The organism is Halomonas sp. AOP5-B2-8, assembly GCF_052376475.1.
GTDB lineage: Bacteria > Pseudomonadota > Gammaproteobacteria > Pseudomonadales > Halomonadaceae > Vreelandella > Vreelandella casei.
The window spans coordinates 35,190-54,726 of sequence record NZ_JBQSVS010000005.1 but is presented as its reverse complement, the minus strand read 5'-3'; the positions used below and the strand labels follow the sequence as shown (position 1 = coordinate 54,726).

The 19,537-nt window shown below is 52.9% G+C and carries 21 protein-coding genes; 10 read left to right on the top strand and 11 right to left on the bottom strand.

The genetic code is table 11. The annotated features are described in order from the left end of the window. Positions 1-24 precede the first annotated feature (24 nt). Positions 25-324: a winged helix-turn-helix domain-containing protein gene (locus ACT3RP_RS12830; RefSeq protein WP_096279340.1), complete on the top strand. Its 300-nt coding sequence runs from the start codon at positions 25-27 to the stop codon at positions 322-324. Positions 325-333: 9 nt separating this feature from the next. Here the strand turns inward: ACT3RP_RS12830 and ACT3RP_RS12825 are convergent, their stop codons facing one another. The 7 genes from ACT3RP_RS12825 to ACT3RP_RS12795 form a co-directional block, all read right to left on the bottom strand. Continuing rightward, positions 334-1,179, bottom strand: coding sequence for a DUF2797 domain-containing protein (locus tag ACT3RP_RS12825; protein WP_483393904.1), 846 nt, complete (start codon positions 1,177-1,179; stop codon positions 334-336). Further along, positions 1,163-1,447, bottom strand: coding sequence for a YeaC family protein (locus tag ACT3RP_RS12820; protein ID WP_096279336.1), 285 nt, complete (start codon positions 1,445-1,447; stop codon positions 1,163-1,165). Before ACT3RP_RS12820 ends, ACT3RP_RS12825 begins: the two co-directional genes overlap by 17 nt. A gap of 10 nt (positions 1,448-1,457) precedes the next feature. Beyond that, on the bottom strand, positions 1,458-2,309 hold the full coding sequence (locus ACT3RP_RS12815; RefSeq protein WP_096279334.1) for a rhomboid family intramembrane serine protease: 852 nt from the start codon (positions 2,307-2,309) through the stop codon (positions 1,458-1,460). A gap of 242 nt (positions 2,310-2,551) precedes the next feature. Then, complete coding sequence (locus ACT3RP_RS12810) at positions 2,552-3,568, bottom strand: metallophosphoesterase (RefSeq protein ID WP_096279331.1); 1,017 nt, start codon at positions 3,566-3,568, stop codon at positions 2,552-2,554. Positions 3,569-3,570: 2 nt separating this feature from the next. Further along, positions 3,571-4,503: an NAD(+) kinase gene (locus ACT3RP_RS12805; protein WP_225734493.1), complete on the bottom strand. Its 933-nt coding sequence runs from the start codon at positions 4,501-4,503 to the stop codon at positions 3,571-3,573. Positions 4,504-4,584: 81 nt separating this feature from the next. Further along, positions 4,585-5,457, bottom strand: coding sequence for a carboxylate/amino acid/amine transporter (locus ACT3RP_RS12800; RefSeq protein ID WP_483393903.1), 873 nt, complete (start codon positions 5,455-5,457; stop codon positions 4,585-4,587). Positions 5,458-5,545: 88 nt separating this feature from the next. Continuing rightward, on the bottom strand, positions 5,546-6,067 hold the full coding sequence (locus tag ACT3RP_RS12795) for a YqaE/Pmp3 family membrane protein (RefSeq protein WP_444625697.1): 522 nt from the start codon (positions 6,065-6,067) through the stop codon (positions 5,546-5,548). 294 nt (positions 6,068-6,361) lie between these two features. On the opposite strand from ACT3RP_RS12795, the gene ACT3RP_RS12790 reads away from it, so the two are divergent. The 5 genes from ACT3RP_RS12790 to putP all read left to right on the top strand — a co-directional run bounded on the left by ACT3RP_RS12790 (position 6,362) and on the right by putP (position 13,197). After that, positions 6,362-6,769 carry a CBS domain-containing protein gene (locus tag ACT3RP_RS12790; RefSeq protein WP_096282334.1) on the top strand — a complete coding sequence of 136 codons (408 nt, stop codon included), beginning with the start codon at positions 6,362-6,364 and terminating at the stop codon, positions 6,767-6,769. Between the two features lie 276 nt (positions 6,770-7,045). Then, positions 7,046-7,405, top strand: a complete 360-nt coding sequence (locus ACT3RP_RS12785) for a hypothetical protein (protein WP_096279325.1) — start codon at positions 7,046-7,048, stop codon at positions 7,403-7,405. 54 nt (positions 7,406-7,459) lie between these two features. Then, positions 7,460-8,281, top strand: a complete 822-nt coding sequence (locus tag ACT3RP_RS12780; protein ID WP_441683845.1) for a helix-turn-helix domain-containing protein — start codon at positions 7,460-7,462, stop codon at positions 8,279-8,281. A gap of 162 nt (positions 8,282-8,443) precedes the next feature. After that, the gene (putA, locus tag ACT3RP_RS12775; protein ID WP_096279321.1) at positions 8,444-11,635 is read left to right on the top strand and encodes a bifunctional proline dehydrogenase/L-glutamate gamma-semialdehyde dehydrogenase PutA; all 3,192 of its coding nucleotides are present in this window, start codon (positions 8,444-8,446) and stop codon (positions 11,633-11,635) included. 71 nt (positions 11,636-11,706) lie between these two features. Next, the gene (gene putP / locus ACT3RP_RS12770; RefSeq protein WP_096279319.1) at positions 11,707-13,197 is read left to right on the top strand and encodes a sodium/proline symporter PutP; all 1,491 of its coding nucleotides are present in this window, start codon (positions 11,707-11,709) and stop codon (positions 13,195-13,197) included. A 95-nt stretch (positions 13,198-13,292) separates the two neighbouring features. Here the strand turns inward: putP and ACT3RP_RS12765 are convergent, their stop codons facing one another. Continuing rightward, on the bottom strand, positions 13,293-13,625 hold the full coding sequence (locus ACT3RP_RS12765) for a YqcC family protein (protein ID WP_096279317.1): 333 nt from the start codon (positions 13,623-13,625) through the stop codon (positions 13,293-13,295). A gap of 305 nt (positions 13,626-13,930) precedes the next feature. Between ACT3RP_RS12765 and ACT3RP_RS12760 the strand changes: the two genes are divergently transcribed. The 4 genes from ACT3RP_RS12760 to ACT3RP_RS12745 all read left to right on the top strand — a co-directional run bounded on the left by ACT3RP_RS12760 (position 13,931) and on the right by ACT3RP_RS12745 (position 16,922). After that, on the top strand, positions 13,931-14,968 hold the full coding sequence (locus tag ACT3RP_RS12760) for a DUF3549 family protein (RefSeq protein ID WP_441683850.1): 1,038 nt from the start codon (positions 13,931-13,933) through the stop codon (positions 14,966-14,968). A 36-nt stretch (positions 14,969-15,004) separates the two neighbouring features. Continuing rightward, a complete protein-coding gene (locus ACT3RP_RS12755; RefSeq protein ID WP_096279313.1) occupies positions 15,005-15,445 on the top strand; it encodes an ATP-dependent zinc protease family protein in 441 nt (146 codons plus the stop codon). Positions 15,446-15,479: 34 nt separating this feature from the next. Further along, entirely contained in the window at positions 15,480-16,388 is a 909-nt protein-coding gene (gene rimK / locus ACT3RP_RS12750) for a 30S ribosomal protein S6--L-glutamate ligase (protein WP_096279311.1), read from the top strand. An 87-nt stretch (positions 16,389-16,475) separates the two neighbouring features. Next, positions 16,476-16,922 carry a hypothetical protein gene (locus ACT3RP_RS12745; RefSeq protein WP_096279309.1) on the top strand — a complete coding sequence of 149 codons (447 nt, stop codon included), beginning with the start codon at positions 16,476-16,478 and terminating at the stop codon, positions 16,920-16,922. Here ACT3RP_RS12745 and ACT3RP_RS12740 read toward each other — a convergent pair. The 3 genes from ACT3RP_RS12740 to ACT3RP_RS12730 are packed head-to-tail and all read right to left on the bottom strand — an operon-like array spanning position 16,919 to position 19,523. Continuing rightward, positions 16,919-17,653, bottom strand: coding sequence for a SanA/YdcF family protein (locus tag ACT3RP_RS12740; RefSeq protein WP_096279307.1), 735 nt, complete (start codon positions 17,651-17,653; stop codon positions 16,919-16,921). The genes ACT3RP_RS12745 and ACT3RP_RS12740 overlap by 4 nt on opposite strands. Before the next feature lie 18 nt (positions 17,654-17,671). After that, a complete protein-coding gene (gene sufT / locus ACT3RP_RS12735) occupies positions 17,672-18,241 on the bottom strand; it encodes a putative Fe-S cluster assembly protein SufT (protein WP_096279305.1) in 570 nt (189 codons plus the stop codon). 22 nt (positions 18,242-18,263) lie between these two features. After that, positions 18,264-19,523 carry a SufS family cysteine desulfurase gene (locus ACT3RP_RS12730; protein WP_444672502.1) on the bottom strand — a complete coding sequence of 420 codons (1,260 nt, stop codon included), beginning with the start codon at positions 19,521-19,523 and terminating at the stop codon, positions 18,264-18,266. Positions 19,524-19,537 lie beyond the last annotated feature (14 nt).

Here is a 19,537-nt window from a genome sequence, read left to right as displayed (position 1 = left end):
TACGTTTGCTACCAAGGAAGCCCCATGCCCGACCTTAGTAAAACTAAATCAAGCTTTTATAGACGTTTATACGTGGCCCATTTGATCAAACAGGGCATTGCCAGTGTACCTGCCATAATAGAGGCCACCGGCATGCCGCGACGCACTGCTCAGGACACGATAGCATCACTTGCCGAACTGGATATTGAGTGTGTCTTTACTAAAGATGACGGCCAACGCCATAACATTGGCCGTTACCAGATTCGAGATTGGGGCGCGATTGACCCCTGCTGGGTAGCCACGCATGCTGAGCGGCTAAAACAAGTGCTTGGCTATACAGGTTAGCGTAGCAACCTAACTCACTTGAACCTCATAACCCGTGAATTTACGCAGGTTAATCACGCCGCTATCGAGTATCAAATACTGTCCTTTAACCCCCTGTAGCACGCCTTCCACCAGCGGTTGCTTATCAAAGTTATGCGACGCAACTTTTTGTGGGAAAACACTAACCGGGTAGTGAAAATGATGCGCTGGCTGGTTTAACGTGCGAATAGCGTCCACGCCATGAGTATCACGTAGCTGGCTCAAGCCATCAGACAACAGGCTAAGCAAACGGTCACGCTCGGCGCTTAAATCCATTACGTCGATATCACCTTTAAGCATAGCGCGCCAGTTAGTGCGGTCTGAAACCTGCTCTTTGAACAGCATTTCGACGAACCCTGACTGCTGGCGAGTATCCACTTCAAGAATAGGCAGCGCCTGAATCGCGCCTTGGTCTAACCAACGGGTAGGCATCTGTGTTTTGCGCGTGATGCCTACCTTGAGGCCGGAAGAGTTGGCCAAATACACCGTATGAGGCTGAAAACAATGGCGCTCGCCCCATTCGGGCTCGCGACATGTGCCTTGAAAAAAGTGGCAGGTTTCCGGCTTCATAATACAAGTATCGCACTGCGCTAATCGTTTGAAGCACGGATAACAGTGGCCCTGAGCAAAACTTTTTTTCGTGGCTCGACCGCAGTGAGTACATGCAATGGCGCCTGTCCAACGTAGGCTGATCAGCTCACCAATGCGCTCATTAAGCGCAACGCGGTGCTCACCGGCACGTAAATGGTAGACCACTTGGTCATCTTGGTGGCCTGGTACCGCGACCGCCATTTTACTTAAACAGCCTTGCACTGCCGCTTCAATCACGCGTTGCATCCCGAGCCAAGCCAGCCATTTCTGGCGTTACGCCTGCGCCCGTCGCCGCCGCACCGCAGGTGCGCTGCTCTAAATACCCCACCCGATTCTCTTCCGGCACGTTATTTTCAGCCTCAAAACGCATCACGGCTTCCAAGCACAGATCGGTCTGTTCTGGCGTTAGACGGCGGCCATCGGGCCACTTGCGCAGCGACACCGCCTGTTTCAGGCTCTCATAGATCGCCGGGGTCATTTGATTAATCATTTTATCGAAGGTCATTTCGCTCATTGCAGGCCTCTTAACTATTTTTCAAACGGCGGGATGAATAATACCAGCCTGTGACAAGGCCCACGAGTAGCCCGCCCAAATGCGCTTCATTAGCGACATTGCCAAAGCCAACGCTGCCTGCTACCCCTGTCATGGTAAATACCATCCAACCCAGCATAAATACCACTAACATTTGGGGCACAAAAAAGCCGCTTTGGGGTACTCGCCGCGACATTAGCCAAACATGCGCTAACAAGGCATACACCACGCCTGACATACCGCCAAACAGCACGGTACCGGTCATATATTGAGCGATGTTCGCACCGATACCGGCAACAATAAGCAGCAACAGCATGGTACGGCTGCCTTGCAAGGCTTCAACCTGACGACCGAAGTACCATACCCACATCAAGTTAAAGATGAGATGCATCAAGCCAAAATGTAGAAAGGCCGGCGATAGCAATCGCCAAACTTGTCCTGAGGCAAGCATTTGCGACAGGTTACCAAACGACAGCTCACCACCAGAAATGCCAACGGGCACAATAGTTAAGGCAACGATTAGCTGATTGCCCAACACTTCGATCAGGGCAAACACCACCAGGCTAAAAACAATCATCAGCGAGGTAACCGGCACTTGGCGCAGCGATGCAAAAGAATGGGCCATAGAACGCGGGTGCTTAGTCGTTTGTTGAAGCGCTAGAGGTTCACCCTGTTTCCACTGTTCGACAAGCGCGGTGAGTTCACCCTGCTGGCGAGGGTCGGCGATCCATAATAGCTGGCCGTCGGCCTCGTCGGTAATCCGGTGACCAATACGATGGCGCCATAATGCTTGGCGCAGTTCGCTGGTATCCGCGTGATCGGGTAAAAGCATCACTGGATGCATAACATCCCTCTAATCAAAGCGCTCGCGGCATATTGACCGCAGCGGGTAGGTGTTCATTGCAACGATGGTAACTAACGCGCTGGAAAGCCAACAGACAGGCAAAAAAAACCGGCGGTAAGGACCGCCGGAGAATAAAAGCAAGGGATCATTCAAGGGAACACTTACTCTGATAGCCGACAGCAGGGTTAGTTCATCTGATTTGCAAAAATTATGTAAAGATATGTAAATTTTAAAAAAAGGCACTAATCGAAATCTATTTCCCATGGTTTGGGAAGCATCCGCTCCTCTCTAGGCACCTTGACCCAAGCAAAGTGATCGGCACTTAACGTCGCCTCTCCACTCCAGCGGTAAGCTACCAAACGCCCATATTTAACCGCGCTATAGTCTAAACAGGCGATATTGTGGGCAGGCAATGCTGGTATACCCTCGCACCAATAATGCCCAATAAATAACGGAGGCTGCTCAGGACCATAATAACTAAGTTGCCGGCGCTCCTGGGCTGATAGTTCGCGAGTTTCGAGATCGCCGGGTAAGTTATCCGGCTGAAAGACGACATCCCCCCACTGCTGCGGCGCCTGAGCCCAAAAATGGGCGCGAAAACTTTGCCGAGTAAATCCGTCACCTGAGTGTATTGCAATGCCGTCAGGTAACGAGACATGCGGGCCTCGGGTCAAGCGATCTAAAATACGAAACGCCTGGGTAGAGGGATCCGTTGATTCCACTAAAAATTGCGTATCCATACAGCAGTCAGGACGGCGTTGTTTAAGCTCGGCAATCAGTTGCTGGTCCCAGCAAGCATGCACCACGCGAATGCCTTCTAACTCTAGGCATAGCGGAATGGTTTTAAACCACGCCAGCGTATCATCCCACTCATTGGTGTAATCACTGTACTGCGCCAGGGTATCTTGAATAATACGGTTATGCCTGGGCGTATGCTCGCGCAGCCACCGTTTATGACTGCCCGCAGGCCCTGGGTGAGTATATGCTAAGGCATTATATTCGTGATTACCCATCACAATATATGCCTCGCCCTGCTCCACCATCCGGCGGGCGATAGTCACCGCTAGGCGAATACGCGGCCCGCGATCAATCAAATCACCCAAGAAAACAACTTTTCGGCGCGGGTGGCGATACACGCCGCGGCTTTGATGATAGCCCAGTTTTTCTAGTAACGAGGCAAGCGTAACGCCGCACCCATGCACATCACCAATCAGGTCGTAGCCTTCTAACCGGGGCTTGCCCTGCGTTTGACGCTGCATGCTTAATCCCCCAACCGATGGCTCCAGCCTAATTTGCTGCGCAGTACTTCGTAGAAATTATGGCCGATAGGATGTACCAGCTGCACTCGCTCAGGCTTGCGTGTAATGACCAGCACATCGTTGGGCTTGGCCACCGCCCGAGTCTGGCCGTCGCAGCTAATATGCGGATAGGTCTGGTTCGTTTCGCCAATGTGAATGCGAATTTCGCTAGCAGCATCAATAACAATGGGCCGACTCGACAGCGTATGAGGAAACATCGGCACCAGCGTCACCACATCAAGCTTTGGATGCATGATCGGCCCGCCGCCCGATAGCGCATAGGCCGTTGAGCCGGTTGGCGTGGCAACAATTAAGCCGTCGCTGCGCTGGCTATAAACAAACTGGCCATCAATAAACAGCTCAAACTCAATCATGCGTACCGCTTTACCCGGATGAAGTACGACTTCATTCAAAGCATCGCCATTACCGACAGCGATCCCGTTACGATAAAGCACCGCATCGAGTAGAAAGCGCTGCTCAATCTCAAACTCGCCTGCCAGCACTTCACCAACGCGGGTTTCCAATTCGTCCGGAGAAATATCGGTTAGAAACCCCAACCGCCCACGGTTAACGCCCAAAATAAGCGTGCCGCTTCGGCACAGTGTGCGCGCCGCACCCAGTAAGCTGCCATCGCCACCGACAACAATGACCAGATCACATAGCTCTCCCAATACGCGACGGCTAGCTTCTGGTTGGCCATGCTTGGGCAAGGCAGTGGCTGTGCGGTCTTCTACCAGCACGCTGTAACCATGCGCGACAAGGTACGTCACCAGCCGCTGAAGGGAGTCGACCACTTTATCGCTACCTAAGCGACCAATCAGCCCAATCGTCTTAAAGGGTTTGTCTGATGGGCCGCCTGCAGTAGGCATAGTGTCTGGTAGTAACGCGTTGCTCATGGGCCGACTCTCGCTAGCATAAGTCGCCATTATGGAGACACCTTACTTGCCGGGCAAATAGGCTGAAGCGTTGTTTGACAATTAGCTGGCCGGCGCTGTCTGCCGACGCTGGCACCACCAGTGGTTTAACCAAAGTGATGCGGCCATAATCAGCGCACCTATCACCAAGCGCGGAATATCCGCATCGCGGTTCCAAATCACCAGGTTAACAATGAGTCCCGCGGGCACTAGCGCATTGTTCATAATAGCTAGGGTGCCCGCATCTACCTTGGTGGCGCCTTGATTCCAAGCAAAGTAACCCATGCCAGAGGCGACGAGACCCAGCCAAGCCAACACGCCCCACTGCACCGGTGTGCTTGGCAATGCCGCGCTGTTGCCAAAGAGTAAATACGCCGGTAGTGCCACAATCATCGCACCAATAAAAAACCAGCCAAACACGTTGTGCCATGCAAGCGTAGGCGGTAAATCAGCCGCTAAACGCCGGTAGCCCACCTGGCCCAAGGCAAAGCAAAGATTGGCCCCTTGCACAACTAAAAAGCCCGTCCAAAAACCGCTATCGATACCGTCATAGCGGATAACCCCCGCTCCAATAACCGCGAGCAGCGCGGTCACAATATAAATCGGCGTAAAGCGGCCAAACAGTAAGTCATCAAGCAGCGCGATATAAATAGGTGTAAAGATGGTGAATAGCAGCACTTCCGGCACTGATAGCAGTAAAAAAGACTGGTAGAAGAAGGTATACATCACTCCCAGCTGCACGGCACCTAACGCCATTAGCGCCAAACGCTGTTTACCTCGCAACAAGCTTGGACGTAAAAAGGGCAGAAATATCAGCATTGCCAGCGATACCCTTAGCAGCACCGCAAAGTAGCTATCGACCTGCCCTGCCAGATAAACACCTATTAGCGAAAAGGAAAAAGCCCAAAGCGCTGTAACGCCAACCAAATACCCCATCGTAAACCCCATTATTTAAATAAGTTTACGCGGATTATACCCAACTACGTCGGCCTGCCAAGCAGTAAACATGCCTCATACAAAAAGGTTAACGTCGCTGCAGCCACCAAAATGCATAGGCAACGCCGGGCAGCCAGCCCGCCACTGTTAACAGCACCGCAATAGCGACACGTTTAGCGCCACCTTGTGTTAAGCCTACCGCTAAGGGCGGCAGCAAAATCGCCAGCGCTTGATAGGCCAGCGCTAAACCCGCGGTTGGCGGGGCTACCTGTTCAGATATTGGGTTCTGCGGCTGCTCCCTGGCGGCGACTGGCGGCGGCGTGAAGTGTTCAACGTCAGCAGAGGCTGGGCGAGCGCGAACCTGTGCCGCCGGCTCTTGAGAAAATCGATGCGCATCTTTGTCAATTTTCTGCTCTAACGTCTCGGCACCTTCCGCAAGATCATCATGGTGGCGCTCCCAATCTTCCCAATCATGGGGCGTCCCGGATTTAGGCCGCTGATCACCGGCACCGCGCGCGCGTTCCCAGGCTTTTTCTTCCAAAGTGTTGGGGCGATCAGGGTCCCGCTCAACGCCTACCCCTTTCCGGTTTAAATACTCACGTGCATCCATCAGAGGGTCCTTTCAGAGTTAAATAATAATTCTTTCATGATGAGAGCCGTGACAGTTTATAAAATTCACTGCTCAAAACGTTGAATAGCACCAGCCTTCCACCGGCGCATAAAAAGCTAATTCAGCTACAGTTTCAACTACAGTCAATAGAGCCGATGATACATTAAGGCCAAGCACGAAGGATTGCCCTTTAACAGCAGTGGCGCTGCACGCGATGAAAAAGGAGTGGCTACGATGAGTACAACCACCATGCATACCTTATCTATGAACAAAACAACTATAAAAAAAGCAACGATGAAAGCAGCACATCCCAGTACCGTTCGCGACATTATGTCTCGGGATTGCTACCGAGTAACACCAGACGCTTCAATTACTACGTTAGCCAAAGGGTTAGCACTGCACCGTTTACCCGGTGCACCGGTGGTTGACGCAGCCGATCGGCTAATAGGCTTTATCTCAGAACAGGACGTTCTAGGGCGAGTGCTCGACAGTATTTATCATGACCACGAAGCACCGCTGGTCAAAGAGCTAATGCGCCATGAAGTACTCAGCGTCTCGCCTAATAAAAGCATTACCGACCTGGCGCAAGAAATGCTTGGTGCCAAGCCAAAAGTGTATCCGGTGGTCGAGCAGCAGCGGTTGGTGGGAATCGTCACCCGGCGTGATATCCTGGTGGCATTGCTGAGCATTCGATGCCACTAACCCGCTATAAAATGTCGGGAGGCACAGAACATAGACAAAAAAAACCGTTACTCGAAGAGTAACGGAAGCAAGGGATCAAAACATATAGAGCCAGAACAACTTTAGCGACTGCTATCGCGATGTTGCCTGTACTAACTCAGACACGCTGTGAAGGAAAAGTTCGCAAAAAAGTAAATTTTCCGTGTAAAGACCACCAAGCGTATAGTTAAGTGACGATTTATTGACCGGCTACGCCTAGTCGCATAAAGCCTACTCGCATAGATAGGAGCTCAGAAAATGGCGCTGTATTTATTAGTGTTCGCGGTGTGCCTACTGGTGATTGGCGCGGTCATTCTCGTGTTAATGTCGTCAAGCACGCCGCGCTACCGCACTGAGCCAAAAGATTTGATCGCTTTGTTCGATAAGGCGCTTAACAGCCAAGTAAGCGAAACAGAGTGGAATGCTACGATCGGCTATCCAATCCGCCATAATGAATATTTGGAAAGCATCCGGCGACGCGGCGAACACTTAATGGAGCGGCATGGAAGGCGCTGGATGATTGCCCAGGGCAAGCCACTGCTTAACCAAGAGGGCCAAGAAGAGCTCAAGGCTCTGCGCGATCATTTGTCCGCTCATACAGCCCTCCGTCAGCAGTAGAGACTGTTCAAAAAAGACTGTTTAAAAGAGCTACGGCGGCTCAGGAGCCCGATTATGCCCAGCACGATTCGTCAGATTCCGCTAGCCAGCGCTACGCATCACCACACGCACGACTTTCATCAGATCGTGATTACGCTGTGTGGCTCATCGGAGTTTGAAATCGAAGGGCTCGGCGGCCGCGTCAATGCATTTTCAGGCTGTATTGTTCCGGCGCACCACGAGCACTACTATTCAGGTTACGGCCATAATCGACAGCTAATCTTTGACCTCCCAGAAGATGCCCCCGCATTGACCGGAGAAAACCGTGAGCTGGTGGCGCTATTTGATGCACCGCGCTTTTTTGGCTTAGATAACGCGCTACGTCACTACCTCGCCTTTATGCAAAGCGAGCTTGCTCAAGAGTTTGATACTTCGACTAATTCTTTTCAGCAAGATCGCTTAGCGGCGACAATGCTGGGCGCACTTAAGGCGCGACTGGGCAAAGACACTCATACCAGCCCGAAGCGCTTAAACCTGACACGCATTGATCGCTTCATCCGCCAGCATCTCGCCGATGACATGCGCGTTGCCGATTTAGCGCAGATTGCATGTTTAAGCGAAGCGCATTTCTCCGATTGTTTTCGTGCGCAAACGGGACTCTCTCCCTGGCAATACGTTAAACGGCAGCGGTTGCATGCGGCGCGTGAGCTGATTTTACAAAGTAGGCTTCCTCTTACCGATATCGCGATGCAAACAGGTTTTGCCAATCAAAGTGCGCTTTCACATGCGTTTCGCAGCAGTTATGGATTGTCGCCACGCAAGTTGCGCCAGAGCGATATGGCGCCAGTGAATGTTAGCTCGTCAAATCCCCCATCAGGGCCACTAGCAGGACATTAAAAACTCTACTAAAGTCTTAAAGACTCAGCGCTTGCCGGGGAATTGACACGTTTTACCTTGAAACCAGCATGCACCCAACGTGGTCGCGCTCTACATTCGCTTATTCGCTTGGGCCTAATGCCCTGTTACCCATTCGTTCTGTTCAGACTTCCGGGGGCTTCAATGCTCAATGCTAAGAAAATGCGTGACCCAGCCATCTGGCAAACTGATCTCGACACACTCATGGCTCGCGTTAGCGATCACTATTTAGTGGATGAAAGCGCCTACGTCAGCGAACTGATCAAGGTGCTGGATACGGGCCACGATGACTTTGCCCGCATTGAAGCCAACACGGCGGCGCTGGTTCAAGATGTCCGGAAGATGGATACAGCCGTCGACACCATTGATGAGCTACTGCAGCAATACAGCCTGGACACTCACGAAGGGCTAATGCTGATGTGTCTAGCGGAAGCCATGCTGCGGATCCCCGACAAGGCGACGGCGGATGCATTGATTGAAGACAAGCTGGGCCCTGCCGACTGGCAAGCCCACGTGGGCAAAAGCGATTCTTGGATGGTCAATGCCTCTACCTGGGGCTTATTGATGACCGGCCGTGTTCTCAAAATGGATCATCCTAAAGAGGGCCAGCCCGCCAGCTTCATCAATCGCATGGTTAATCGCATGGGCGAGCCGGTTATTCGCCGCGCAATGTACGAAGCGATGAAAATTATGGGTAAACAGTTCGTGCTGGGCCGGGATATCAATGAAGCCCTTAAGCGCTCAAAACCGCTGTTCAATAAAGGCTATACCTATTCTTACGACATGCTGGGCGAAGCTGCGCGCACACGCGATGATGCCAAACGCTATTTGGATGATTACGCTCGTGCAATCGAACAAGTCGGCAAAACCTGTAAATCCTTAGGTGATAAAACGCCGGCACCCTCGGTGTCTATTAAACTTTCGGCGCTACATCCGCGCTATGAATTTGGCCGCCGTGAGCAGGTGCTCATCGAGCTCGTCGACACCGTTATCCAACTGGTTAGCAGAGCCCGTGAGCTAGAAGTGGCAGTCACTATCGACGCCGAAGAAGTGGATCGCCTAGAGCTTTCAATGGAAGTTTTCCGCGCGGTTTATGAAAGTGAAGCGGTCAAAGGCTGGGGCCACTTCGGCCTGGTGGTTCAGGCGTACTCCAAACGTGCGCTGCCGGTATTGCACTATATCAACCGGCTAGCCGAGCAACAGGGTGATGAAATTCCGCTGCGCCTAGTCAAAGGCGCTTACTGGGATACCGAAATTAAAGAGTCCCAGCAGCTGGGGGTCGACGGCTACCCGGTATTCACCCGTAAAGCAGGCACCGATGTAGCGTACCTCGCCTGCGCTCAGTTCCTGCTTTCTAACGATACCCGCGGGCGTATTTTCCCGCAGTTCGCGACTCACAACGCTCACACTGTGACGACTATTTTAGAGTTCGCCAACGACGACAGCCGCCCGTTTGAGTTTCAACGCCTGCACGGAATGGGCGAAGCCCTCTACGATGCCGCTCTGGAACGGGCGCCTGAAGGCACCTACTGCCGTATTTACGCCCCGGTAGGCGCACATAAAGATCTGCTGCCTTACTTGGTGCGCCGCCTACTTGAGAACGGCGCTAACTCGTCGTTTGTCCATCAACTAGTGGACCCTGATGTTCCGGTTGAGTGGCTGTGCCAGCATCCTATCGAAACGCTGCGTCAGCAAAAAAGTTTGATCAACATGAATATTCCGCTGCCTAAAGATATTTACGGCCCCAAGCGGCTCAACTCTCGTGGTGTGAATCTCAACATCCGCAGTCACTACTACCCGCTGATGGAACAGATGGCTACGTTTATGGACAAGCAGTATCCGGCTAAGCCGCTGCTCGCCTTTGATGTTGCCGATGATGCAACCCTTACCCATAGCGTTACCAGCCCTTTTGATCGCCGACAAACGGTGGGCAGTATACAGTGGACTAGCAAAGAGCAGGCCACCCAGGCCCTTGACGCTGCCTGGGCAGCATTCCCCCGCTGGGATGCAACGCCCGTGGCTGAGCGCGCGGCCATTGTGCGGCGCCTCGGCGATTTGATGGAAGAGCATATGCCGGAGTTAATGACTCTGTGCTCTCGGGAAGGCGGTAAGCTGCTTACCGACGGCGTCGATGAGATCAAAGAAGCCGTCGATTTCTGTCGCTTTTATGCTATGCGCGCTGAAGAAGATTTCGGCGAAGCCACCGTACTACCTGGCCCCACCGGTGAATCCAATCGTCTAATCATCGGCGGCAAAGGCGTATTCGCAGCTATCAGTCCCTGGAACTTCCCCGTCGCGATCTTCTGCGGTCAGGTGGTGGCGGCCGCAGTATCGGGTAATACCGTCCTAGCCAAACCGGCGGAACAAACCTCGATTATCGCGCATCGTGTCATTGAACTGCTTTACGAAGCCGGCATGCCCCGCGACGTTGTGCAGCTTTTACCCGGCGATGGCCCCACCGTAGGCAGCGTGTTGACCTCCGACCCACGGATTACTGGCGTGGTATTTACCGGCGGCACCGACACTGCTCACATTATCAACCGCGCCCTTGCGGCACGTGAAAATGCCCCGTTGGCGACGCTGATTGCTGAAACTGGCGGCATGAATGCGATGATTGTCGACTCCACCGCCCTGCCTGAGCAGGTTGTGGTTGATGTGGTGCAATCCGCGTTTCAAAGTGCCGGGCAGCGCTGCTCCGCGTTGCGCGTGCTCTATCTTCAGGATGACGTCGCTGACCGAGTGATTGAAATCCTTAAAGGTGCAATGAACGAGCTGCGCATTGGCGATCCTCGTGACTTGGGTACCGATGTCGGCCCCGTTATCGATGAAGATGCGCGTAAAAGTTTGCTGGAACATATCGAAAAGCTAAAGGCTGAAAATCGCCTGGTGGCGGAAACGCCGATGGCTGCCGAGCATACTCAAGAAGGTACTTTCGTCGCGCCGGTAGCGTTCACTATCGATAGCATTGATGCACTTACTCGTGAGCAGTTCGGGCCGGTGCTACATATTGTGCGTTACAAAGCCAGCGAGATTGATAAAGTCATTAACGATATCAATGGCCGCAACTATGGCTTAACGTTTGGTGTACATAGTCGAAACGAGTCTTTTGCCGCTGAAATAGCGCAGAAAATGCGCGTCGGTAATGTTTATATTAATCGTAATATCATCGGTGCCGTCGTGGGTGTTCAGCCATTTGGTGGCCAAGGGCTATCGGGCACAGGCCCCAAAGCCGGTGGGCCCCACTACCTGCAGCGCTTTGTGACCGAGAAAACGATTACCAATAATACTGCAGCTTTAGGAGGGAACGCGTCGCTATTGGCGCTTGGTGATGAGTAAACAGCTCATACAATACTAATAACCTGTCGGAGCTATATCCGGCCTCAGAACTAAGAATAGGGAGACGTTTTATGGCTATTGGAGTTTGGATCAGCCTTTCCGCTTACTTTGCGCTTATGATCGGCATTGGGCTTTATGCTATGCGCACATCCACGTCCACGTCTGAAGATTATATTCTGGGCGGCCGAACACTTAGCCCCCAGGTGGCGGCGTTGTCGGCCGGCGCTTCCGACATGAGCGGCTGGCTGCTGCTGGGCTTGCCCGGCGCAATGTTCGTATCCGGACTGGGCTCGGCCTGGATCGGTATCGGCCTGTTCGTGGGTGCCTTCTTCAACTGGGTTTTGGTTGCACCTCGTCTGCGTGAACAGACTGTTCACTACGGTAATGCAATCACCATTCCAGCCTTCCTGGCAAATCGATTCCCAACGCGGGCGCTGTCGTTAAGAACGGTTTCCGCTGTCGTTATCGTCGTTTTCTTCGCGGTTTATACTGCGTCAGGCCTAGTCGCCGGCGGTAAACTGTTCGAAAGCGCGTTTTCCGGCATTGTCAGCATTGGCAGCCTAAGCGATTACACTGTTGGCATCATTATCACACTAGGCGTGGTACTGGCTTATACCGTCGTCGGCGGGTTCTTGGCCGTAAGCCTGACAGACTTCGTACAGGGCTGCATCATGATGCTGGCACTGGTAATCATGCCAGCCGTTGTCCTCTTTGGTGAAGGCGGCGGCGGCTTCAGCCAAGCGTCACAGACACTGAACGAGGTCGACCCAACCCTGCTGTCTTGGACCGAAGGACTGACCTTCATCGGCTGGCTGTCTGCGGTAACATGGGGCCTGGGATATTTCGGGCAGCCGCATATTATCGTGCGCTTCATGGCGATTCGAACGCTGAAAGATGTACCGACTGCTCGAAACATTGGCATGAGCTGGATGGCCATCTCGCTGATCGGCGCCGTTTCTCTAGGTATCTTCGGCCGCGCCTATGCAATTCGCAATGGCATGGACGTCCAGGATCCGGAGACGATCTTTATCATTCTGGCGAACCTGCTGTTCCATCCGCTGGTAACCGGCTTTCTCTATGCAGCGCTGCTTGCCGCTATCATGAGCACCATCTCTAGCCAGCTTCTGGTGGCGTCGTCATCACTCACCGAAGACTTCTACCGTCTGTTTTTGAATAAGCAGGCAACGGAGAAACAAACGGTTGGCGTAGGCCGTATTAGTGTCGTTCTAGTGGGTTTGGTAGCGGCCGTTATTGCGTCTGACCCGGACTCACAAGTGCTAGGATTAGTGAGCAATGCTTGGGCAGGATTTGGCGCAGCATTTGGCCCGCTGATTATTCTCTCGCTGATGTGGTCGCGCACCAATGGCGCCGGTGCTATTGCGGGGATGATAGTCGGTGCTCTTACCGTGATGATCTGGATTTCGCTGGGCTGGAGTGGGGAGTTCATGGGTGGCCCCGGCGTTTACGAGATTATCCCTGGTTTCATCGCCTCCTTCATTGCCATTTTGGTAGTTAGCAGCGTGACTGCCGATGCCGGTGAATACCAGCATATCGAACGTTAATTCATTATGAGTGCAGTCAATTGATGATGCTTGTGTAGTCCACAAAGCCTGCCTTTCGGCAGGCTTTGTGCGTTTCAAGGTCTAGCCAGCCAAAATCAGCTGTCAGTCACTATCTGGTCAACCGTTTCTACTGCCCGAACAACCAGCACTAAATGATGGGCAGGCACTTTCTCCTGCAGCAAATAGGCCGCCACCGCTGGTGCCACTTCGCATTTAGCCGGCATAGCAGCACCTGTTTCAATTAACGTATTCAAGCGCGCAACAAACACGAACCGTATCCATTGAGGAAGCGACATTGTATCGATGCAAAAAGGCTGCTGGCTGGCCAGCGCGTCAGCATCCGGTGTTGGCATACGCCATAAGTCAGCGGCTTTCATCGATGCTTCAAGTTCAAGAAGCGCTGTTTGTAGCGTCTGGTAAGTGCTCATAAATACCTTGGTTAGGTGGTAAAAGTGTGTATCTAGCAATTATCCCAACTCAAACGCTTGCTTACCACAGGTCATCGCTTTTGGGCATGGCTCATAGACCCACAGAAAACGTGCACGAGCCTGTGGATAAACTATGGAAAGGTGTCGCATCCTCAACGCTCATGCACCTTTCACCTTGTTGTTTAATTTTTAACCGCCCTGTCATTAACGCTATGCTTTATTACCCACTACCTTTTATTACCCGCTACGGCTGACAGTGTTACATCAGCAAGGTAGAGTGCGGTCTTGCAAAGCGGAAGGATGTCATGCAACCAATTAAAACGCTTGATGAGTTTTTTACCCGTAGCGGTGCGGAGGTCTCCCTCTATCATATGGGCCGCCGTGTTATTCCCTGCCCACGGGAATCACTCGCCGTATTTGAGCGGGGCGAAATAGCGTGGGCGGAACCTTGGCAAGGACAGGCGCGAGTGGCCATTGTATTTCGCCTGGGCGATATGCCTGAGCCTGCGATTTGGTTTTTAGCCCTGCCGCTGGATGAGCAAGGCCTGCTGGCACCCGCTCAGCGCGATGCATTTTTAAATCGACTGCTGGAGACATTAGGTCGTAATGTATCGCAAGTAGGTCGTGAAGAAACTGCAGACGTGGATCATTTAATGAAGGATAATCCCCTCGCCTTCACGCCTAACATCACCTTTCAAGCAATGCTTAATGCGCGCGCCACGAGCGATATGGGGCTATCTGCAAGCCAACATTTCGAACCCGTTGAGGCTTATTTTAGCGGTCAACAAATGATTGACTGGCAGTCATTGGGACTGCAGGGAATCGCTGATTATATTGTTCGTATGCAAGCAAATGAGAGCGCATCGCTAGCACAACTATTTGAGTCACTGCCTACCGCCGTTATTCACACCCTGTGCTACTGTTTAGAGCATAGGGCATTTCCAGACACGTTAGTTTCTGCGTTACACAGACGCGGTGAAACAGCCGCCCAAATGGGTGATATAGAAACACTGTGTGCCTGTTTGCGTGCCGTGGGCACGGCTAGTGCGCCTGAAGCTGGTAATTGGTACTCGAGCATATTGAGCGATATCGCCGCCTGTGGACCGGATGTGCTGGCAGCAATCGCTGGCCGTGGCTGGCAGCATCTTGAAGACGCCCAGCGCCTGCCACTTTTTCTGCAGCGCCTAGCGGAAGACGAACGTACTGACTTTGCGGCGGTAGTGCGAGACATTGCACTAATACCGCGGCTGCGTTTGCCCGTCATGATGGCGTTGCGAGATGCGCCAGCGAGCTCTGCTATTCAACGTCGCTTAGCCATCATGACGCCACACAGGAACGCTTGATTTGATGCAGTCTGTTATATTTTCAAGGAGTGAGCCGTGAAGGAATTACCCTATCAGGCTAAGGCGGTCATTGGTCGCCGTGAAATGGTGACGCTGCCGGAACTAGGCCTTCATCTATGCTGCAAAGCAGATACAGGGGCACGCACGTCCGCCCTGCATGCAGAAGAAATTGAGACTCATGAAGATGAGCATGGCCAGCTGTGGGTCAGCTTTATAACCCATAGTGGCGGGCCAACAACGCCTGCTCACCGCTATCAGTTACATCTGCACGATAGACGCCGGATCACCAGTTCCAACGGTCATAGCGAATGGCGCTATGTTATTCGCACGCCTATGCAAATGGGCGATTTGAATTTCCCCGTTGAACTAACCCTGACTGACCGCAGCAATATGCGCCACCCCATGCTGCTAGGACGCCGCGCCATGCGCCGCCTGTTAGTTGCACCTGGCGCCGCGTTTTTGCACGGTGAGCCCTAAATTTTTTTAGTCGCCTTTAGCCCGGAGTTTTTACATGCATATCGCCCTGCTTTCGCGCAATCGCAATCTGTATTCGACCCGCCGTCTCATTGAAGCCGCAGAGCAGCGTGGGCATACCGCACGCGTAGTGGACACGCTACGCTGCTATATGAGCATTACCTCGCATCACCCTTCTATTCACTATAAAGGCGAAGAGATCGAACCGTTTGATGCGGTGATACCTCGCATCGGTTCATCGGTGACCTTTTACGGCTGCGCGGTGCTACGCCAGTTTGAAATGATGGGCACTTACGTTATTAACGATAACGTCTCGATTACTCGCTCGCGCGATAAGCTGCGCTCACTTCAGCTGTTGTCGCGTAAAGGGCTGGGCTTGCCAATTACTGGCTTTGCGCACTCACCTGATGACATTCCTGACTTAATCACCATGGTGAAAGGCGCGCCGCTGGTGATTAAATTGCTCGAAGGCACCCAGGGCATTGGCGTGGTACTCGCTGAAACCAACCAAGCCGCTGAATCGGTCATTCAAGCTTTCATGGGCATGAAAGCTAATATCATGGTGCAGGAGTACATCAAGGAAGCACGCGGCGCAGACATTCGCTGCTTCGTGATCGGCGATAAAGTCGTAGCGACCATGAAACGCCAAGCGGCGGAAGGCGAGTTTCGTTCTAACCTGCACCGCGGCGGCACCGCCAGCGTCATTCGGATTACCCCGGAAGAACGCTCGACCGCTATCCGCGCCGCAAAAGCCATGGGGCTGCGAGTGGCGGGCGTTGACTTACTGCGTTCAAACCACGGCCCGGTGATTATGGAAGTTAACTCTTCGCCCGGATTGCAGGGTATTGAGAACGCTACCGGCAAAGATATTGCGGGAATGATCATTGAGCATATTGAAAAAAATGCAGTTCCAGCACGTAAAGCCCCCCCAAAGCCTAAAGGCTAAGGTGGAAATTCAAAAATAATCCGTTTTGGGGTGGCAAATCATCGCTGCCACCCCCACAATCGGCGTCACCGAAGGAGGTAGACGCTCATGTTTCTCGATAATCGCCAAGTGGCGATGGACAGCGTATTGGAAGCGCTGGCCGATAGCATTGATTATTTCCAAGATAATATCGAACGCCTGCGCCCATCACTGCGCGATGCTTTAAAGCCGCACTATACTGCGCGGCTAAAGCAAATGCGCAAACTGCAGGATCTTGCCCGTGCGCATTTAAAAATGCTGCCGCGTGATGCGGACGTTGAACGCGATGATTTTCTGTGGCTCTGGAGCCGCCTGAAGAGCTTTGTTGGCAACGATAGTCAGGTATTGATCAATGAGCTATTAGAGCAAGAGCGAGTATTGATGCAGGCGCTCTCCTCACTCTTTACCCATCCGCTACCTGACCCAATCGAACCCGTGGTTGATGAGGCCATGCAAGGATGTCGTAAACTGATTCGCGAGTTGTATGCGCTGCAAAAGCGGAAAACGCACCGCTAAGGTTTGGGACTAGGGCTAATTAAGCGCTTGTCTAGCGAGGGCGCGATGAGGTCTATTAGCGTCCTCTTTGGCAATCTAATGGGCTCCGGCGATCCCAGAAAATACGGCTGCCTGTTCCAAATATAAAGATCTCCTAGGGTGGCCACACGCGCCGCCCACTCACGCACCTTCAAACCCCATTCAACCCCTGCCGTTGGATCATCGGCCACACACCCAGCCACATCCATCCCAAGTGCACGACCAATAAACACGGCCCTCGGTAGATGCCAGCTTTGGGTAATCAATAACGCTTCATCTAACTGAAACACATCTCGCGCACGCGCCAGCGTGTCATAGGTACTAAAGCCTGCAAAATCCATGGTAAGCCGTTCGGCCGCGACGCCGCGCCGATGAAGATCGCGCCACATTGCTCGCGGCTCATTATAGGCCTTGGTGCGATTATCACCTGACAACAGCAGGTGCTCAACCTGAGACTGTTCAATTAACGCGGCAGCGGTGCGCATGCGCGCATGAAAATGAGGGTTACGCACGCCGCTGCGCGTCCAGTGAGACGTACCAAACACAATGCCCACTTTGTCGGCACGGCACTGCAAGGGCTGCTGCTCAATATAAGCGGCGGTGGTGGCGACTACCCATAAATTACCGGCTATAAACAGCAACGCCGCCAGCAGCAAAAGCGCTCCTAGCGACATCAATAAGCGCTTAATCCCTTTCAAAACCGCGTTATACATCCAGCGCCCCAGCCGAAATTAAAACATGCCGAGTTCAAGCTTGGCCTCGTCACTCATCATGTCACGGCTCCAAGGAGGGCTGAAGACAATCTCAGTGTGCACTTTGCTAATCTGCGGTGCGCCAAGAATTTTATTTCTCGCGTCTGCCGCAATCACATCCCCCATACCACAGCCGGGAGCAGTCAACGTCATGCGGATAGTGGCAATGCGTTCGCCACTGATTAGCCGATCAATACGGCATCCATAAACCAGCCCTAAATCAACGATATTAACGGGAATTTCGGGGTCGAAACAGGTGCGCAGCTGATCCCACACAAATTGCTCGATCTCTTCCTCAGACGCTGTTTCTGGCAGCGTCGGGCGCGGCAATGCCTCAAGACCTAAGGCGTCTAAATTGCGCCCTTCGACCAGATAGAGACGCCCCTCAAAACCGACGCTCACCGAGCTGCCTTTCGCTTGCATTACGCTCACAATGCTATCTTCGGCCAGCGTTTCCGTTTTACCAAACGGTATGGCAATAGCATCCACATCACGCTGTAGCGGTAGCTGTTGGCCTCGTTCGAGACTCGCGACTTGCTCAAGATCCATAACTATCCTTAAAGAACTGGCCTTAACGCACCATACCAATGACACGGTTGAGTGCTTCAATAAAGTGATCCACTTCTTCGAGCGTATTATACGCAGCAAATGATGCACGACAGGTAGCGTCAACGCCAAAATGGGCGAGCAACGGCTGCGCACAGTGATGCCCCGTACGAATAGCGACACCCAGCTGGTCAATCAGCAGGCCAATATCTTGGGAGTGTGCGCCGTCGACTACAAACGAAAGCACGCCGGCTTTTTGAGGCGCAGTGCCTAAAATACGCAGCCCATCGATACAGCTAACTGCTTGCGTAGCGTGATCGAGAAGTTGCCCTTCCCACGCGCCAATGGCCGTGATGCCAACGCTCTCAACCCACTCCAGCGCCTTGCCAAGGGCGATGACTTCAGCAATAGCCGGCGTACCCGCTTCAAATTTATGCGGAATAGCGGCAAAGGTGGTACCCGCATCAAACGAGACGGATTGAATCATCTCACCACCGCCCTGCCAAGGAGGCATGGCTTCCAGGAGCGCCTGCTTACCGTACAATACGCCTACGCCAGTTGGCCCATAGACTTTGTGGCCCGAAAACGCATAGAAATCGGCATCGATCGCCTGCACATCGACGACTTGATGAGGCGCTGCCTGGGCACCGTCAATTAAAATGAGCGCGCCATACTGATGCGCTAATGCGGCCATTTCCTGCACGGGATTAATGGTCCCAAACGCATTAGACACGTGATTGACCGCAACAAGCTGGGTGCGCTCACTGAGCAGTGCGCGGTAGGCTGCCATATCCAGCGCGCCATTGGCTTCAACGGGAATGACCTTAATGGTAAAACCAATCTCAGCGGCCAACAGCTGCCAGGGCACAATATTAGAATGATGCTCCAACATTGAGATCAGCACTTCATCGCCAGAGGCAAGGTGCTGACGCCCCCAGCTTTGAACGACTAAATTGATCGCCTCGGTCGTGCCGCGAGTAAAGATAACCTGACGCGCATCTTCCGCGTTAAGAAACTCCTTTACCCGGTGACGAGTGCCTTCAAACGCCGCCGTCGCCTCATCGGCCAGGGTATGCAGTCCGCGGTGAATATTGGCGTTATAGCGTGAGTAGTAATCGCTAAATACGTCAATCACCGACTGAGGCGTCTGACTCGTCGCCGCGTTATCCAGGTAGATCAGCGGCTTGCCATGCACCTCACGCGCCAGGATCGGGAAATCCTGACGCAGTCGCATAACATCAAACGGCGCTTTCACACGCGTAGGCTCAGTAACGGTATGTGGCATCAATCACTCCTGGT

What these genes read in the sequence shown, in the direction of transcription:
- ACT3RP_RS12810 (WP_096279331.1), bottom strand. Translation starts at nt 3,568, where the DNA reads ATGCAGCGTCAAACGCAGGGCAAGCCCCGGTTAGAAGGCTACGACCTG.
- sufT (WP_096279305.1), bottom strand. Translation starts at nt 18,241, where the DNA reads ATGGATCTTGAGCAAGTCGCGAGTCTCGAACGAGGCCAACAGCTACCG.
- ACT3RP_RS12795 (WP_444625697.1), bottom strand. Translation starts at nt 6,067, where the DNA reads ATGGATGCACGTGAGTATTTAAACCGGAAAGGGGTAGGCGTTGAGCGG.
- ACT3RP_RS12805 (WP_225734493.1), bottom strand. Translation starts at nt 4,503, where the DNA reads ATGAGCAACGCGTTACTACCAGACACTATGCCTACTGCAGGCGGCCCA.
- ACT3RP_RS12800 (WP_483393903.1), bottom strand. Translation starts at nt 5,457, where the DNA reads ATGGGGTATTTGGTTGGCGTTACAGCGCTTTGGGCTTTTTCCTTTTCG.
- ACT3RP_RS12740 (WP_096279307.1), bottom strand. Translation starts at nt 17,653, where the DNA reads ATGTATAACGCGGTTTTGAAAGGGATTAAGCGCTTATTGATGTCGCTA.
- ACT3RP_RS12745 (WP_096279309.1), top strand. Translation starts at nt 16,476, where the DNA reads ATGTTTCTCGATAATCGCCAAGTGGCGATGGACAGCGTATTGGAAGCG.
- ACT3RP_RS12830 (WP_096279340.1), top strand. Translation starts at nt 25, where the DNA reads ATGCCCGACCTTAGTAAAACTAAATCAAGCTTTTATAGACGTTTATAC.
- putA (WP_096279321.1), top strand. Translation starts at nt 8,444, where the DNA reads ATGCTCAATGCTAAGAAAATGCGTGACCCAGCCATCTGGCAAACTGAT.
- ACT3RP_RS12730 (WP_444672502.1), bottom strand. Translation starts at nt 19,523, where the DNA reads ATGCCACATACCGTTACTGAGCCTACGCGTGTGAAAGCGCCGTTTGAT.
- ACT3RP_RS12825 (WP_483393904.1), bottom strand. Translation starts at nt 1,179, where the DNA reads ATGCAACGCGTGATTGAAGCGGCAGTGCAAGGCTGTTTAAGTAAAATG.
- rimK (WP_096279311.1), top strand. Translation starts at nt 15,480, where the DNA reads ATGCATATCGCCCTGCTTTCGCGCAATCGCAATCTGTATTCGACCCGC.
- putP (WP_096279319.1), top strand. Translation starts at nt 11,707, where the DNA reads ATGGCTATTGGAGTTTGGATCAGCCTTTCCGCTTACTTTGCGCTTATG.
- ACT3RP_RS12785 (WP_096279325.1), top strand. Translation starts at nt 7,046, where the DNA reads ATGGCGCTGTATTTATTAGTGTTCGCGGTGTGCCTACTGGTGATTGGC.
- ACT3RP_RS12820 (WP_096279336.1), bottom strand. Translation starts at nt 1,447, where the DNA reads ATGAGCGAAATGACCTTCGATAAAATGATTAATCAAATGACCCCGGCG.
- ACT3RP_RS12815 (WP_096279334.1), bottom strand. Translation starts at nt 2,309, where the DNA reads ATGCATCCAGTGATGCTTTTACCCGATCACGCGGATACCAGCGAACTG.
- ACT3RP_RS12765 (WP_096279317.1), bottom strand. Translation starts at nt 13,625, where the DNA reads ATGAGCACTTACCAGACGCTACAAACAGCGCTTCTTGAACTTGAAGCA.
- ACT3RP_RS12780 (WP_441683845.1), top strand. Translation starts at nt 7,460, where the DNA reads ATGCCCAGCACGATTCGTCAGATTCCGCTAGCCAGCGCTACGCATCAC.
- ACT3RP_RS12790 (WP_096282334.1), top strand. Translation starts at nt 6,362, where the DNA reads ATGAAAGCAGCACATCCCAGTACCGTTCGCGACATTATGTCTCGGGAT.
- ACT3RP_RS12760 (WP_441683850.1), top strand. Translation starts at nt 13,931, where the DNA reads ATGCAACCAATTAAAACGCTTGATGAGTTTTTTACCCGTAGCGGTGCG.